This is a genomic window from Nonomuraea sp. NPDC048892, assembly GCF_040649735.1.
Taxonomy (GTDB): Bacteria; Actinomycetota; Actinomycetes; order Streptosporangiales; family Streptosporangiaceae; genus Nonomuraea; species Nonomuraea maheshkhaliensis.
This window is the reverse complement of record NZ_JBEZFZ010000043.1, coordinates 27342-40278: the sequence shown is the minus strand read 5'-3', so window position 1 is coordinate 40278 and position 12937 is coordinate 27342. Positions and strand designations below refer to the sequence as shown.

The following is a 12937-nucleotide window of genomic DNA, read 5'->3' as shown; positions in this document are numbered from 1 at the left end:
GCCTCCCCCGGCGGCCTCTCCAGCAGCGGCCCGTCCCCCAACAGCCCGTCCCCCAACAGCCCGTCCCCCAACAGCCCGTCCCCCAACAGCCCGTTTCCCAGCAGCCCGTCCCGCGACAGTCCGTCCGGTCACGGGCCTATCCCGCCACGGTGGCGAGCGCCGTCATGAACAGCACCGCCGAGGCCGCCCCCGGATCCTCGTGCCCGATGCTGCGCTCGCCCAGGTAGCTGGCCCGCCCCTTGCGCGCCTGCATCGGGATCGTCGCCTTGGCGCCCTCGGCCGCCGCGCGGGCCGCCTGGTCGAGCGCCTCCCTGACACTCACGCCGTCGCGTACGGCCAGCGCCAGCGCACGGGAGGCCGGCGCGAGGGCGTCCACCATGGTCTTGTCGCCCAGAGCCGCCTTGCCGAGCCGCTCGACGGCCACCACCCCCGCCTCGAACGCCGCCGAGAACCCGGCCAGCGTCACCGGCGTCAGCAGCGCCTTGCCCATCTGCCGGAACACCGATCCGTACAGGGGCCCTGAGGCGCCGCCGACCCGGCGGATCAGCGTCGTGCCCGCCGTCGTCAGCACGTCCGCCGGCGACTCCGGCGCGGAGTCGGCCAGGGCCTTGCAGACCTCGGTGAGGCCGCGGTCGAGGTTGGTGCCGTGGTCGGCGTCGCCGATGGCCGCGTCGAGCCGGGTCAGGCGGTCGCGCTCCTCGCGTACGAGCCGGGCCGTCTCCTCGAACCAGGCCACGAACAGGTCGGTGTCCATCAGCGCCCCCAGCGCAGCGCGGGCGTCTCGACCGGCGCGTCCCACAACCGGGTCAGCGCGTCGTCCAGCAGGCAGACCGAGACCGAGAAGCCCTGCATGTCCAGACTCGTCACGTAATTACCCACCAGCGAGCGCGTCACCCGGGCTCCCTTGCCCTTGATGAACGCGGCCACCTCCGCGAACACGACGTACAGCTCCATGAGCGGCGTCCCGCCCATGCCGTTGACCATGACCAGCAGGTCGCCCCGCAGCGGCTGGTCGCGGTGGACGGCCTCCATCGCCACCCCGGCCAGCTCGCGCGCCGGCGCCAGCGGCACCCTGGCCCGCCCCGGCTCGCCGTGGATGCCGATGCCCAGCTCCACCTCCGTCTCCGGCAGGTCGAAGGTGGGCTTGCCGGCGGACGGGGTGGTGCAGGAGGTCAGGGCGATGCCGAAGGACCTGCTGCGCTCGTCCACCTCCTGCGCGACGGCCGCGACCTCGGCCAGCGGCGCGCCCTCCTCGGCCAGCGCCCCCGCGATCTTCTCCACGAACAGCGTCGCCCCGGTGCCGCGGCGGCCGGCCGTGTAGAGCGAGTCCTGGACGGCGACGTCGTCGTCCACCAGCACGCTCGCCACCTCGACGCCCTCGACCAGCTCGGCGGCCATCTCGAAGTTGAGCACGTCGCCGGTGTAGTTCTTGACGATGTGCAGCACCCCGGCGCCGCCGTCGACCCCCATGGTCGCCTCGATGATCGGATCGGGCACCGGCGAGGTGAAGATCTCGCCGGCGCAGGCGGCGTCGAGCATGCCGTGACCGACGAAACCGACGTGCAGCGGCTCGTGGCCGGAGCCGCCGCCGGAGACCAGGCCCACCTTCCCGCGGCGCGGGCCCTGCGCCCGGTAGACCACGTGGTCGCGGATCCGCAGCGAGGGGTGGGCCGCGGCCATGCCGTTCAGCGCGTCTTCAACGACGGATTCTGCCGTGTTGAGCAGCTTCTTCATGGTCAAAACATCTGCCCGTTTTCACGACCGCGCAAGCGTCGTAGCGTGAGCGGAGTGGATATCGTCTACAGCCCCTTCGACGCCGAGACCAACGCCGACCCCTATCCCGTCTACGCGCGACTGAGGGCGGAAGCGCCGCTCTACCACAACGCCGAGCTCGGTTTCTGGGCGCTGTCCCGGCACGCCGATGTCTCGGCCGCCCTCGCCGACAGCGCGCTGCTGTCCAGCGACCACGGCCCCATGCTGGAGGCGGGCGCCTCGGGTCCCGAGGCACGCAGGTTCCTGTCGTTCGTGGCGATGGACCCGCCCGAGCACACCCGGATGCGCGCGGCCATCTCCAAGGGCTTCACCCCGCGCCGGGTCGCCGCCCTGGAGCCCATGATCAGGGAGATCGCGCGCGAGCACATCGTCCGGGCGGTGGATCGGGGGACGTTCGACTTCGCCCGCGACATCGCGGCCAGGCTGCCGCTGGACGTGATCTCCGAGCTGGTGGGCGTGTCACCGTCCGAGCGCGCGGGCGTACGCCGCGACTTCAGCGCTCTGATCGGGTACGCCCTCGACAGCGGCGCGGCCGACGACGGGCTCAAGAGCCTGGTCTCCCTGGCCGGCTACTACGCCTCGATCATCGCGGAACGCCGGGCCGACCCGCGCGACGACCTCGTCTCCGTCCTCGTCGCGGATGACGAACTGACCGACGACGACATCGTGGCGTTCCTGTTCCTGCTCATCGGCGCGGGCGCGGAGACCACCACCCACCTGCTCAGCGCCGCCTGGTACTGGGCGTGGCGCAACCCGGACCAGCGCGCCGCCGCCTTCGGCGGGGCGATCACGCCGTGGATGGAGGAGTCGCTGCGTTACGACACCCCGGCCCACGGCACCGCCCGCCGTCTCACTCGCGAGAGCGAGTGGTACGGCGTCCGCGTCCCGGAGAACGCCAAGATGTGGCTGCTGATCGGCTCGGCCAACCGCGACGAACGGGTCTTCCCCGACGCGGGCGTCTATGACCTGAGCCGCGACACCGCCCGTTCGCTCAGCTTCGGCGTCGGCCGCCACTACTGCCTCGGCGGCCCCCTCGCCCGGCTGGAGGCCCGGGTGGCGCTGGAGGAGCTGACGAAGGCCGTCTCGCCCGGCTACGACATCGACCCGGCCGGCATCAGGAGGACCGCGCACGGCAACGTCAGGGGCATGGTCAGCCTCCCGACGTCCGTGAAACCCGCCTGAGTACGTTACCTTCTGCTCATGGCTGAGATCGTGTACCCGCCGGTGATCGCCGCCGCGCGGACCCTGTTTCGCGTGCTCGACATCAAGTTCCACCTGGAGGGGACCGAGCACGTGCCGCGCACCGGGGGAGCGGTGCTGGTGAGCAACCACATCAGCTACCTCGACTTCATCTTCGCCGGGTTCGCCGCGCTGCCGTCGAAGCGGCTGGTGCGCTTCATGGCCAAGCAGGACGTGTTCGACAACCGGATCTCGGGGCCGCTGATGCGCGGCATGCACCACATCCCGGTGGACCGGGAGGCGGGGGCCGGCTCCTACGCCACGGCGCTGCGCATGCTGAAGGCCGGTGAGGTCGTGGGCGTGTTCGCCGAGGCGACGATCAGCCGGTCGTTCACCGTCAAGGAGATCAAGAACGGCGCCATCCGGATGGCCCAGGCCACCGGCACGCCCGTCATTCCGGTGGCACTGTGGGGCGACCACCGGCTGTGGACCAAGGGGCGGCCGCGCAACCTGCTGCAGCGGCACGTGCCGGTCAGCATCCTGGTCGGCGAGCCGATGCACCCCAAGCGCGGGGAGAACGTCAACGACCACACCGCCGACCTGCACCGGCGCATGTCGGAACTGGTGGACCGGGCGCAGCGCACCTATCCGGAGGTGCCGCAGGGGGTGTGGTGGCAGCCGGCCCACCTCGGCGGCACCGCGCCGACCCCGGAGGAGGCGGCCGCGATGGACGCCGCCGAGGCCGAGGCCCGCGCCAAGAAGGACTGACCTCCCGCAGACCGACCCCTCGGGCCGAAAGACCGGCCGTCCCCGGTAGGGCCGGCCGGTGGGTCACCCGGCCGCGAAGGCCGGTCGGGGGCAGCTGGCCGTGACGGCCGGCCGGCCCGAAGCGGGGCGGCCGAACGTCAGATGGCCGCCTGGTAGGCGCTGGCGCGCATGCCCGCGAGTAACCCCGCCGTCTGTTCCGGCGTGTAGCGGCGTACGGGGTCGTGGTGCAGCAGGCCCTCGATGAGCGGCCGCATCACCCCGGCCCGCCGCGGCGGCGGATAGGGGCCGCTCCTCGCCATGCCGAGGACGGTGGCGGCGTCCTGGCCGGGGTAAGGAGGCTGGCCCTCGATGGCGCTGTAGAGCGTGGCGCCGAAGGACCACATGTCGGCCTCCTTGCTGGCCGGTCCGCCGTGCAGCCGCTCGGGCGCCATGAAGGCCGGAGTGCCGCGCAACCGCCGCGAGGTCGTCATGCGGATGTCACCCTCGGCGGTCGCTATCCCGAAGTCGGTCAGCACCACCCGGTCACCCGTCAGCATGACGTTGGCGGGCTTGACGTCGCGATGCAGCACGCCCGCCTGGTGGGCGGTGCGCAGTGCCGCGAGCAGGTGCTGCCCGATCGCCGCCACCGACTGGGCGGGCAGGGTGCCCACCTGTGACAGCAATTGGTGCAGCGAGAGCCCGTCAAGGTATTCCATCACGATCCAGAGCTTGCCGCCCTCCTCGATCAGGTCATGCACCGTGACGATGTTGGGATGCGTCAGCCCGGCGGCCATTCTGGCCTCGCGCAGCACCCGGCGGCGGACCATCTCGGCCTCACCGGCCAAGGTCAGCTCCTTCAGCGCCACCGTACGGTGGAGGAGCTGATCGAACGCCCGCCAGACGACTCCCATACCCCCACGACCGGCCTCCTCGTTCAGGAGGTACCGTCCGCCGATCTCCCGCATACCATCCCCTCTAGCTCGGGGATAATCATGTCACCTCAGCACAGGCTCTAGGGTGCCTAACGTGATCCGGACATGTCGGAAAGTGCAGCTGTGCTGGTCAGAGGCCCAGAAATTTGATCTGACAAAGCGCGCCGCACCAGTCCGACACCGACCAAACATACTCCAGTCGCGCCCACGAGGACGGCTCCAAGCCCGGCGAACTCGGCCACGACGCCTCCCGCGGCCGCCCCGAGAGGCATCCCACCCATCCCGACGAGCCGATATGCCGAGTTGACCCGTCCGAGCAATTTCGCCGGAATCAGCCGCTGCCGGGCGGAGATCACCAGCACGTTGCCCCCGGCGCCGACCACCCCCCACAGCACGGCGGTCGGATAGAGCGTCCATGGGGACGGTATGATCACCGGCACCAGCAGCAGCAGACTGGTGACCAGCCAGCAGCCGACCAGCGTCCTGAACTCCCCGAACACCCCCGCGGCCCGTTCTGACAGCAGCGAGCCGACCACGGCGCCCGCGGCGAAGGCCGTGGTCATCAGGCCGTAGCCGGCCGGTTCGAGCCCGATCTCGGACCCGTCGCCGACCGCCCACAGCACGAAGACGGCGAAGTAGGCGGAGTTGGCCAGGTTGAGCAGCCCGGCCGTGATCGCCAGGCCGCGCAGGACGCGGTGGGACCACAGGAAGCGCAGGGCCTCGGCGATGTCCGCGCGCATCGGCCGGCGCGCCTCCACGCCGCCCTCCGCCCGTTCTGTCCGGGCTTCCGGCCGTTCGGCCCCGGCTTTGGTCGCAGCCTCTCCCACGGCGCCGGTCCCGGCCCCGCCCTCCGCCCGGTACGCGCCGCGCATCCCCAGCAGGAGCAGGCCGGCGGCGGCGTACAGCAGGGCGGGCGCGCCGAAGACGACGGCGGGCAGTGCCGCCACGAGCAGGCCCGCCACGGGAGCGCCGACGAAGTCGTTGCCGATCATCTGAGCGCTCGACACCCGCCCGTTCGCCTTGGTCAGCGCGTCACGAGGCACGGTCATGGGCAGCACGGACTGCGCCGAGAGGTCGGCGAAGACCTCGCTCACCCCGGCCAGCAGCACGGCGGCCAGCAGGAGCCAGAGGTTGAGCAGGCCGAGCACGGCGAGGAGCGTGACGCCGGCCAGGATCACGGCCCGGACGAGGTTGGCGCGCACCATGACGCGGCGGCGGTCGGCCCGGTCGGCGACGGCGCCCGCGTACAGCGCCAGCAGCAGCCACGGCAGCGTGGTCGCGGCCGCCACCAGGGGGATCAAGGTGGGGGAGCGGGTCATCGAGACGGCCAGCAGCGGCGCCCCGATCTTGAGCACGCCGTCGGCCAGGTTGGACAGGGCCGTGGAGGACCACAAATAGGCGAACGAACGCCCAAGACGCGACATGGCAGGCTCCGCTATCGTGTAAGGGAAAGTGTGCACATAATTCTTTGCAAAGATAGGCTTGCACAGTATGAGACGCAAGAGCTTTTCCGCCAGAACGCTCGACGCGAACGCCATGAAGTCCTTCGCACACCCGCTGCGACTGCGGCTCTACGGCCTGCTCGACGAGCACGGGCCCTCCACGGCGACCCGGCTGGCCGGCCTGGTCGGGCAGAACACCGGGGCGACCAGCTACCACCTGCGCGAGCTGGCCAGGCACGGCATGATCGAGCTCGCGGAGGGGATGGGGCGGGGGAAGGAGAAGTACTGGCGCATCACGCCGGGCGGCTTCTCCTACGGCGAACCGTCCGAGGCGGATGCAGAGGCGGCGGGAGCGGTCGAATACCTGCTCGACGACCTGGTACGCCAGCGCGGCGAGGAACTTTCCAGGTGGCGCGAGGAGTCGGCGACGGCCCCGGCCGAGTGGGTGGCGGCGAGCGTGTTCGGGCGGCGCTCGCTGCGGCTCACGGCGGAGGAGGCGGCGCGGATGAACGAGGAGGTGTTCGCGGTGCTGGAACGCTACCGCGCGGTGTCGGACGGCAGGGCGCCCGAGGCCCAGGAGGACCTCGGGCGCGTGATCGTGCACTTCGACGTCCTGCCGGTGGGAGCAGGCCGCCCGTCGCCGGACGACGACGACTGAGCAGGCCGCACGCCTCCGGCGTCAGATGATGCGGCCGGGCCGGGCCCGGCCCGGAGTGACGAGGCCGCGGGCTGCGGCGTCAGGTGAGGGGGCCGGGTGCCTCCGGGGTCACGTGATGAGGCCGAGGGCGCGTTCGGCCAGGCCCTCCGGCGCGGTGGCGGGGGAGCCGCAGGTGAACGGCGGCCGCGGGTCGTACTCGATGGCCAGCTGCACGCTCTGCGCCGTCACCGGATCGGCGGCCTGCCCCAGCAGCGTCAGCGCCATGTCGATGCCCGCCGACACCCCCGCCGCCGTCACGATCTTCCCGGTCGTCACCACCCGCTCGCTCACCGGCTCGGCCCCGAAGCGGGTGAGGAAGTCGAGGATGGCCCAGTGGGTGGTGGCCTTGCGCCCCTCCAGCAGCCCGGCCGCGCCGAGCAGGAGCGAGCCGCTGCACACCGAGGTCGTCCACTGCGTGTGCTCGTGCGCCTGTCTGATCCACCCGACCAGGGCCTCGTCGGCCAGGACGTCGAGTGTCCCCGAGCCGCCGGGGACCACGATCACGTCCGGGTCGGGCAGCTCGGCGTACGAGGCCGTGGCGTTCAGCAGGAGCGTGCCCTTGTCGTCGGCGACCGGCCCACGCTCGCCGGCCACGAACGTGACCGTCCAGCCGGGCGCGAAGGCCAGCACGGTGTACGGGCCCACGGCGTCGAGCGCCGTGAAGCGGGGATAGAGGGGGATGGCCACGTGCATGCGTCTGCCCTTCCTCGGCGGAAACCTGCGCGCCTCGAACCTACCCCGGAACGCCGAGAGCCCCCGGGGGCAGGACCGGGGGCTCTCGCCGGAGATGGGTGATGGAGAGATCAACCCATGTGCGGGTAACGGTGGTCTGTCGGCGGCACGAACGTCTCCTTGATCGCGCGGGCGCTCACCCAGCGGGTCAGGTTGAAGATCGAGCCGGCCTTGTCGTTGGTGCCGGACGCGCGCCCGCCGCCGAACGGCTGCTGGCCCACGACGGCGCCCGTCGGCTTGTCGTTGACGTAGAAGTTGCCCGCCGCGAAGCGCAGCCGCTCGGCCGCCGAGGCGATGGCGTAGCGGTCCTGGGCGATGATCGAGCCGGTCAGCGCGTACGGGGCGATGCCCTCCATCTGGTCGAGCACCGTGTCGTAGGCGGCGTCCTCGTAGACGTGCACGCCGAGGATCGGCCCGAAGTACTCCTTGACGAAGATCTCGTCGGTCGGGTCGGCGCACTCCAGGATGGTCGGCTTGACGAAGTAGCCGACGGAGTCGTCGTAGGAGCCGGTGAGCACGTCGATGTCCGAGGCGGCCCGCGCCCGGTCGATCGCCTCCTTGTGCTTGGCGAACGCTCGCGCGTCGATGACCGCGCCCATGAACGTCGACAGGTCGGCGGCCACGTCGCCCACGGTCAGCGACTCGGCGGTGGCGACGAAGTCGTCACGCATGCGGTTCCAGACCGAGCGCGGCACGTACGCCCGCGAGGCGGCCGAGCACTTCTGCCCCTGGTACTCGAAGGCGCCCCTGATCAGCGCCGTCGAGAGCACCGCCGGGTCGGCGGACGGGTGGGCGAGCACGAAGTCCTTGCCGCCGGTCTCGCCGACGAGGCGCGGATAGCCGTGGTAGGAGGCGATGTTCGCGCCGATCGTGCCCCACAGGTGCTGGAACGTCGCGGTCGAGCCGGTGAAGTGCACGCCGGCCAGCGCCGGATGGGTCAGCGCCACCTCGGAGACGGCCTGACCGTTGCCGGTGACCAGGTTGATCACGCCCGGGGGCAGCCCGGCCGCCTCAAGCAGCCGCATCGTGTGGTGCGCGGCGAGCTGCTGGGTGGGCGACGGCTTCCAGACGACGACGTTGCCCATCAGCGCCGCCGAGGCCGGCAGGTTTCCGGCGATGGCGGTGAAGTTGAACGGCGTGATCGCCAGCACGAAGCCTTCGAGCGGCCGGTACTCCATCCGGTTCCACACGCCCGGTGAGGAGATGGGCTGGTCGGCGTAGAGGCGGCGGGCGAAGGCCACGTTGAACCGGAGGAAGTCGATCAGCTCGCAGGCCGCGTCGATCTCCGCCTGCTGCGCCGACTTCGACTGGCCCAGCACGGTCGCCGCGTTCAGCGTCTGCCGCCACGGGCCCGCCAGCAGGTCGGCCGCCTTCAGGAAGATCGCCGCCCGCTCGTCGAACGACAGGGCCCGCCACGCGGGCGCCGCCGCCAGCGCGGCGCCGACGGCGTCCTGCACGTCCTGGGCCGTAGCGTCGTTGGTACGGCCCAGGACGGAGGCGTGGTTGTGCGGCTGCACGACGTCGATGGCGGCGCCGCCGCCCGGTCGCTGCTCGCCGCCGATGGTCATGGTCAGGTCGGTCGAGGCCCCGGCCAGCTCCTTGATGCGGTCCTCCAGCGCGGCCCGCTCGGCGCTGCCGGGGGCGTAGCCGAGCACGGGCTCGTTGGCCGGCGTGGGGACGTTGCTGATGGCATCCATTTACTTACCCCCAAGGGCACGAAGGAAGAAGGCGACGTTGGCGGGCCGCTCCGCCAGGCGGCGCATGAAGTAGCCGTACCAGTCGTCGCCGTACGGGACGTAGACGCGGACCGTGTGGCCGGCCCCGGCCAGGGCCTCCTGCCGGTCGGTCCTGATGCCGTAGAGCATCTGGAACTCGTGGTCGCCGATCGCCCGCCCGAACCGGTCGGCGAGCAGCTCCGTGATCGCGATCATGCGGTCGTCGTGCGTCGCCACCATGGGGTACCCCTTCCCCGCCATGAGGATCCGCAGGCATCGCACGTACGCCTTGTCCACGGTCGTCCGGCCCTGGTGCGCGACGGAGGCCGGCTCGCGGTAGGCGCCCTTGACCAGCCGTACCCGTGAGCCCTCCGAGGACAGGTCCCTGCAGTCCTGCTCGCTGCGGAACAGGTACGCCTGGATCGCCACGCCCGTGGACGGGTAGTCCTCGCGCAGCTTGCGCAGGATGGACAGGGTGGAGTCGACCGTGGTGTGGTCCTCCATGTCGAGGGTGACGGTCGAGCCGCCGGCCGCCGCGGCGGCGCAGATCTCGCGGGCGTGCTCCAGGGCCATGGCGTCGTCGAGCCGCTGCCCGACGGCCGACAGTTTCACCGATACCTCGCCCCTGGACCCGAGGCCGAGCGGCCTGATCGCCTCCAGCAGCGTGATGTAGGCGTCGGCGGTCGCTTCGGCGGCCCGCGCGTCCAGCGTCTCCTCGCCGAGGTGGTCGACGGTCACGGCGAGCTTCGCGTCACTCAGGCGTTCGACCGCGTCGCGGGCCTCCTCGACGCTCTCGCCCGCGACGAACCGGCCCACGACCTTCTTGGTGGGCGGGAAACCCGACACGGCACGGCGCACGGCACCGCTCCTGGAGGCGGCGAGCAGCAGTTGACCCAGCATGTGCCCAAGTGTAGAAACCGCAGCTCAGAGGGGGCCATCGACGGGCGTAACGTCGCGTGTGGCAGGCTGTCGTACAAATGCACAACACGGCAGACCTACAAGAGATCGTCGACGAGATCGCCGCCCGGCTGGGGGCGTCCGCGACGCTGGAGGACCGCTCGTTCCGGCTGCTGGCCTACGGGGCGCAGCACGGTGACATCGACACGGTCCGCCAGGAGTCGATCCTGCGCAGGCGCGCCACGGGAGAGGTGCGCGAATACTTCGAGCGTTACGGCATCGCGCGGGCGAGCGGGCCGGTCAGGATCCCCGCCGACGCCGAGCTCAAGGTCCTGGCCAGGGTCTGCTGGCCGCTGCGCCACGCCGACGTCACGTACGGCTACCTGTGGCTGCTGGACCCCGGCGAGCTGGCCGACGGGCCCGAGCGGACGGGTGAGCGGGGTGGGCTGACCGACGCGCGGCTGCGGGCGGTGGCGCCGCTCGTCGCCAGGGCCGCCGCCGCGCTCGCTCAGGAGGCCAGGAGCAGGCAGGACCTCGGGCGGGGCCTGCGCGCGCTGCTGTCGCCCGACCCCGAGGTGCGCGCGGGCGCCTCGCTGGACCTTCCCGGGCCGGTGGCGGCCATCGCCGTACGCGAGTCGGAGGAACGGGTGGCCGCCCTCTGGACGCTCCCGCGCGGCGTCCTGGCCCGAACCGGCTCGCCGGTCGCCCTGCTCGCCCCCGCCCACCTGGCCGGGGAGGTGGCGCAGACCGTGCAGAGCGCGTACGGCACCGCGGCCGGCATCGGCGCGCCCAGGGTCGACCCGGCCGACGCCTGGCTGAGCTGGCGCGAGGCCCGCCAGGCGCTGCGCATCGCCGAGCACTTCCCCCGCCACGCGCCCGTCGCCCGCTGGGAGGAGCTGGGCGTGCACCGGCTGCTGTCCCGGCTGAGCCAGACGGACCTGCGCGAGCTGGCCGAGGAGACGGCCGCGCTGGACGCCGAGCTGGCCCAGACCGTGGAGGTCTACCTGGACCGCGGCGGCCACGTGCAGAAGACCGCCGCCGAGCTCGGCATCCACCGCCAGACGCTCTACTACCGGTTGGGCAAGGCCGAGCGCCTCACGCACAGGGACCTGTCGGACGGTGACGACCGCCTGGCCGTCCACCTGGGGCTCAAGGCCGCCCGGCTACGCGGCCCCGACCACTCCTCGTAAAACGTTACTCGCTCTGACCCTGACGGCTCGTGAGGCGTCACGCGCTCCGGCGCGTCATTCGCTCTCGTCGAGGACCCGGTGCAGGGTGACGGCGAAGGCGTCGGGGTCGCCGGGCATGCCGAACTCGCCCCCCATGAAGCCGCCGTGGTGGCTGGGGAAGATCACGGGCTCCGTACCGAGCCGTTCCGCCACGGCCAGGCCCGACCGGCAGGCCATCTCGCCCTCCGACTCGGCGCCGACGCCGACGACGATCCGGGTGGAGGCGGCCCGCAGTGCCGCGAAGTCGTGCCGGTAGTGCGTACAGGTGATGAGGTTCTGCGCGAACAGCACGTCGTCCCTCGACCCGTCGTCCTCCGTCGGCATCCCGAGCTGGGCCGGATCGGGGGCGGGCAGCTCGGACAGGTCGGCGGGGAGCTCACCGCGCCAGCCGGAGGTGCCGATGAACTTGGCCATCGCCGCGCCGAACCCGTCGCGGTCGTACGTGGCGCGGATGTCGGCGATGGCCGCCAGCGCCCGCTCGCGGTCGGGCAACTCCTGGGCGGCGGGCGGCTCGTGCGCCACGAGCGTGCGCACCTGCTCCGGATGGCGGGCCACCAGCGCCAGCCCGTTGACCGCGCCGCCGCTGCTGGCGAAGATGTCCACCGGCCCGGCGCCGAGCGCGTCGATCAGCAGGTGCAGGTCGTCGGCGTGCAGGTCGGGCGTCGACTCGGTGAGCCCGTCGGTGCGGGTGCTGCGCCCGATCCCACGCGGGTCGTACGTCACCACCGTGCGGTCCTGGAAGTGGCCGGCCAGGGTGGTGAAGCCGGTCGCGTCCATCGGCGAGCCGATCATCAGCAGCACCGGCCGGCCCGAGCCGGACTCGGGCTCGCGCACGTCGTAGTGGAGGGTCGCTCCCGGCACCTCGATGGTGTGGGTCTTGGGGTCGGTCATGGGTCGCTCCTTCTCGATGACGATGTGCAGACCGCCGGGCGCGGTGAAACTCATCGGTGCGACGACCCATCATGCCCCTGGAGCCTGCTCAGGCCCACAACACCGACATGAGGATCAGCAGGAAGAAGAACGCCAGCAGGCCGAGCGGGATCGCCATGAGGGCGATCGTGATGCCCATGCCGTTCCACTGCTGGGGTGGCGGGCCGAGCGCGCCGCGCGAGTAGGCCCACAGGGGCGCGCGGTATTCGACGTCGAGCGACATGCCGGGCTGCAGCCAGATCGTCAGGTCCGCCGGGCCGATCTGCGAGGGCAGGAAGTACGGCAGATGGACGTGCAGATGATGCTGGCCGGGAGGCAGCACGATGGCGTTGCGGCCCCAGCGGCCGGGCATCGGGCGGCCGTTGACCACGACGGTGGGAGTGATCATGGACAGCATGAAGCCGAGCCAGTGGCGCTGGATGTCGAGGACGACCTGCCCCTGCGGCCCCTGCTGCCCCTGAGGCATCGGGGCGGGCTGCTGACTCCATGCTCCATGTGGCGGCATGGGCCCTGGTCCGTGAGGCGGCCCGGGTGGTCCCGGCGGTGGTCCCAGTGGTGGTCCTGGTGGTCCGTACGGTGGCTGGGGCGGATACATGGCGCCAGATGGTATCGCCACCGCCGCGCTTCGTGCTGACGCTTCGAGATCAGTTGAAGTCCGGAAAAC

General features: G+C 71.8%; 13 protein-coding genes. 4 read left to right on the top strand and 9 right to left on the bottom strand.

Translation table 11 applies throughout. From position 1 onward, the window contains the following. Positions 1 to 136 precede the first annotated feature (136 nt). Together dhaL and dhaK are read right to left on the bottom strand one after the other, a co-directional pair. Positions 137 to 754 carry a dihydroxyacetone kinase subunit DhaL gene (gene dhaL / locus AB0C28_RS53190; RefSeq protein ID WP_357860484.1) on the bottom strand — a complete coding sequence of 206 codons (618 nt, stop codon included), beginning with the start codon at positions 752 to 754 and terminating at the stop codon, positions 137 to 139. After that, complete coding sequence (gene dhaK, locus AB0C28_RS53185; RefSeq protein ID WP_357860482.1) at positions 754 to 1734, bottom strand: dihydroxyacetone kinase subunit DhaK; 981 nt, start codon at positions 1732 to 1734, stop codon at positions 754 to 756. The genes dhaL and dhaK overlap by 1 nt, the downstream gene beginning before the upstream one ends. Before the next feature lie 45 nt (positions 1735 to 1779). Here dhaK and AB0C28_RS53180 point away from each other — a divergent pair, with 45 nt between their 5' ends. Further along, positions 1780 to 2955: a cytochrome P450 gene (locus tag AB0C28_RS53180; RefSeq protein WP_357860479.1), complete on the top strand. Its 1176-nt coding sequence runs from the start codon at positions 1780 to 1782 to the stop codon at positions 2953 to 2955. A gap of 18 nt (positions 2956 to 2973) precedes the next feature. Then, the gene (locus tag AB0C28_RS53175; RefSeq protein ID WP_357860476.1) at positions 2974 to 3720 is read left to right on the top strand and encodes a lysophospholipid acyltransferase family protein; all 747 of its coding nucleotides are present in this window, start codon (positions 2974 to 2976) and stop codon (positions 3718 to 3720) included. Between the two features lie 137 nt (positions 3721 to 3857). Here AB0C28_RS53175 and AB0C28_RS53170 read toward each other — a convergent pair whose 3' ends face one another. Both AB0C28_RS53170 and AB0C28_RS53165 read right to left on the bottom strand, forming a co-directional pair. Beyond that, a complete protein-coding gene (locus AB0C28_RS53170) occupies positions 3858 to 4664 on the bottom strand; it encodes a serine/threonine-protein kinase (protein ID WP_106244829.1) in 807 nt (268 codons plus the stop codon). A 56-nt stretch (positions 4665 to 4720) separates the two neighbouring features. Beyond that, a complete protein-coding gene (locus AB0C28_RS53165; protein ID WP_358084756.1) occupies positions 4721 to 6055 on the bottom strand; it encodes an MFS transporter in 1335 nt (444 codons plus the stop codon). 67 nt (positions 6056 to 6122) lie between these two features. On the opposite strand from AB0C28_RS53165, the gene AB0C28_RS53160 reads away from it, so the two are divergent. Next, entirely contained in the window at positions 6123 to 6731 is a 609-nt protein-coding gene (locus tag AB0C28_RS53160) for a winged helix-turn-helix domain-containing protein (protein ID WP_358084754.1), read from the top strand. A 108-nt stretch (positions 6732 to 6839) separates the two neighbouring features. Here AB0C28_RS53160 and AB0C28_RS53155 read toward each other — a convergent pair whose 3' ends face one another. The 3 genes from AB0C28_RS53155 to AB0C28_RS53145 all read right to left on the bottom strand — a co-directional run bounded on the left by AB0C28_RS53155 (position 6840) and on the right by AB0C28_RS53145 (position 10117). Next, on the bottom strand, positions 6840 to 7463 hold the full coding sequence (locus tag AB0C28_RS53155) for a DJ-1/PfpI family protein (protein ID WP_358084750.1): 624 nt from the start codon (positions 7461 to 7463) through the stop codon (positions 6840 to 6842). Positions 7464 to 7573: 110 nt separating this feature from the next. Next, the gene (gene pruA, locus AB0C28_RS53150) at positions 7574 to 9199 is read right to left on the bottom strand and encodes an L-glutamate gamma-semialdehyde dehydrogenase (protein WP_357860464.1); all 1626 of its coding nucleotides are present in this window, start codon (positions 9197 to 9199) and stop codon (positions 7574 to 7576) included. Continuing rightward, positions 9200 to 10117: a proline dehydrogenase family protein gene (locus AB0C28_RS53145; RefSeq protein ID WP_357860461.1), complete on the bottom strand. Its 918-nt coding sequence runs from the start codon at positions 10115 to 10117 to the stop codon at positions 9200 to 9202. A gap of 77 nt (positions 10118 to 10194) precedes the next feature. Here AB0C28_RS53145 and AB0C28_RS53140 point away from each other — a divergent pair, with 77 nt between their 5' ends. Further along, positions 10195 to 11304: a helix-turn-helix domain-containing protein gene (locus AB0C28_RS53140; protein ID WP_357860458.1), complete on the top strand. Its 1110-nt coding sequence runs from the start codon at positions 10195 to 10197 to the stop codon at positions 11302 to 11304. 54 nt (positions 11305 to 11358) lie between these two features. Here AB0C28_RS53140 and AB0C28_RS53135 read toward each other — a convergent pair whose 3' ends face one another. Together AB0C28_RS53135 and AB0C28_RS53130 are read right to left on the bottom strand one after the other, a co-directional pair. Then, on the bottom strand, positions 11359 to 12234 hold the full coding sequence (locus AB0C28_RS53135; RefSeq protein WP_357860455.1) for an alpha/beta hydrolase: 876 nt from the start codon (positions 12232 to 12234) through the stop codon (positions 11359 to 11361). An 88-nt stretch (positions 12235 to 12322) separates the two neighbouring features. Continuing rightward, positions 12323 to 12739, bottom strand: coding sequence for a hypothetical protein (locus AB0C28_RS53130; RefSeq protein ID WP_357860452.1), 417 nt, complete (start codon positions 12737 to 12739; stop codon positions 12323 to 12325). Positions 12740 to 12937: the final 198 nt, after the last annotated feature.

Bases quoted from the DNA above. Each gene is read 5' to 3' on its own strand.
- dhaL (WP_357860484.1), bottom strand. From the start codon at position 754: ATGGACACCGACCTGTTCGTGGCCTGGTTCGAGGAGACGGCCCGGCTC.
- dhaK (WP_357860482.1), bottom strand. From the start codon at position 1,734: ATGAAGAAGCTGCTCAACACGGCAGAATCCGTCGTTGAAGACGCGCTG.
- AB0C28_RS53175 (WP_357860476.1), top strand. From the start codon at position 2,974: ATGGCTGAGATCGTGTACCCGCCGGTGATCGCCGCCGCGCGGACCCTG.
- AB0C28_RS53170 (WP_106244829.1), bottom strand. From the start codon at position 4,664: ATGCGGGAGATCGGCGGACGGTACCTCCTGAACGAGGAGGCCGGTCGT.
- AB0C28_RS53165 (WP_358084756.1), bottom strand. From the start codon at position 6,055: ATGTCGCGTCTTGGGCGTTCGTTCGCCTATTTGTGGTCCTCCACGGCC.
- AB0C28_RS53160 (WP_358084754.1), top strand. From the start codon at position 6,123: ATGAGACGCAAGAGCTTTTCCGCCAGAACGCTCGACGCGAACGCCATG.
- AB0C28_RS53155 (WP_358084750.1), bottom strand. From the start codon at position 7,463: ATGCACGTGGCCATCCCCCTCTATCCCCGCTTCACGGCGCTCGACGCC.
- pruA (WP_357860464.1), bottom strand. From the start codon at position 9,199: ATGGATGCCATCAGCAACGTCCCCACGCCGGCCAACGAGCCCGTGCTC.
- AB0C28_RS53145 (WP_357860461.1), bottom strand. From the start codon at position 10,117: ATGCTGGGTCAACTGCTGCTCGCCGCCTCCAGGAGCGGTGCCGTGCGC.
- AB0C28_RS53140 (WP_357860458.1), top strand. From the start codon at position 10,195: ATGCACAACACGGCAGACCTACAAGAGATCGTCGACGAGATCGCCGCC.
- AB0C28_RS53135 (WP_357860455.1), bottom strand. From the start codon at position 12,234: ATGACCGACCCCAAGACCCACACCATCGAGGTGCCGGGAGCGACCCTC.
- AB0C28_RS53130 (WP_357860452.1), bottom strand. From the start codon at position 12,739: ATGCCTCAGGGGCAGCAGGGGCCGCAGGGGCAGGTCGTCCTCGACATC.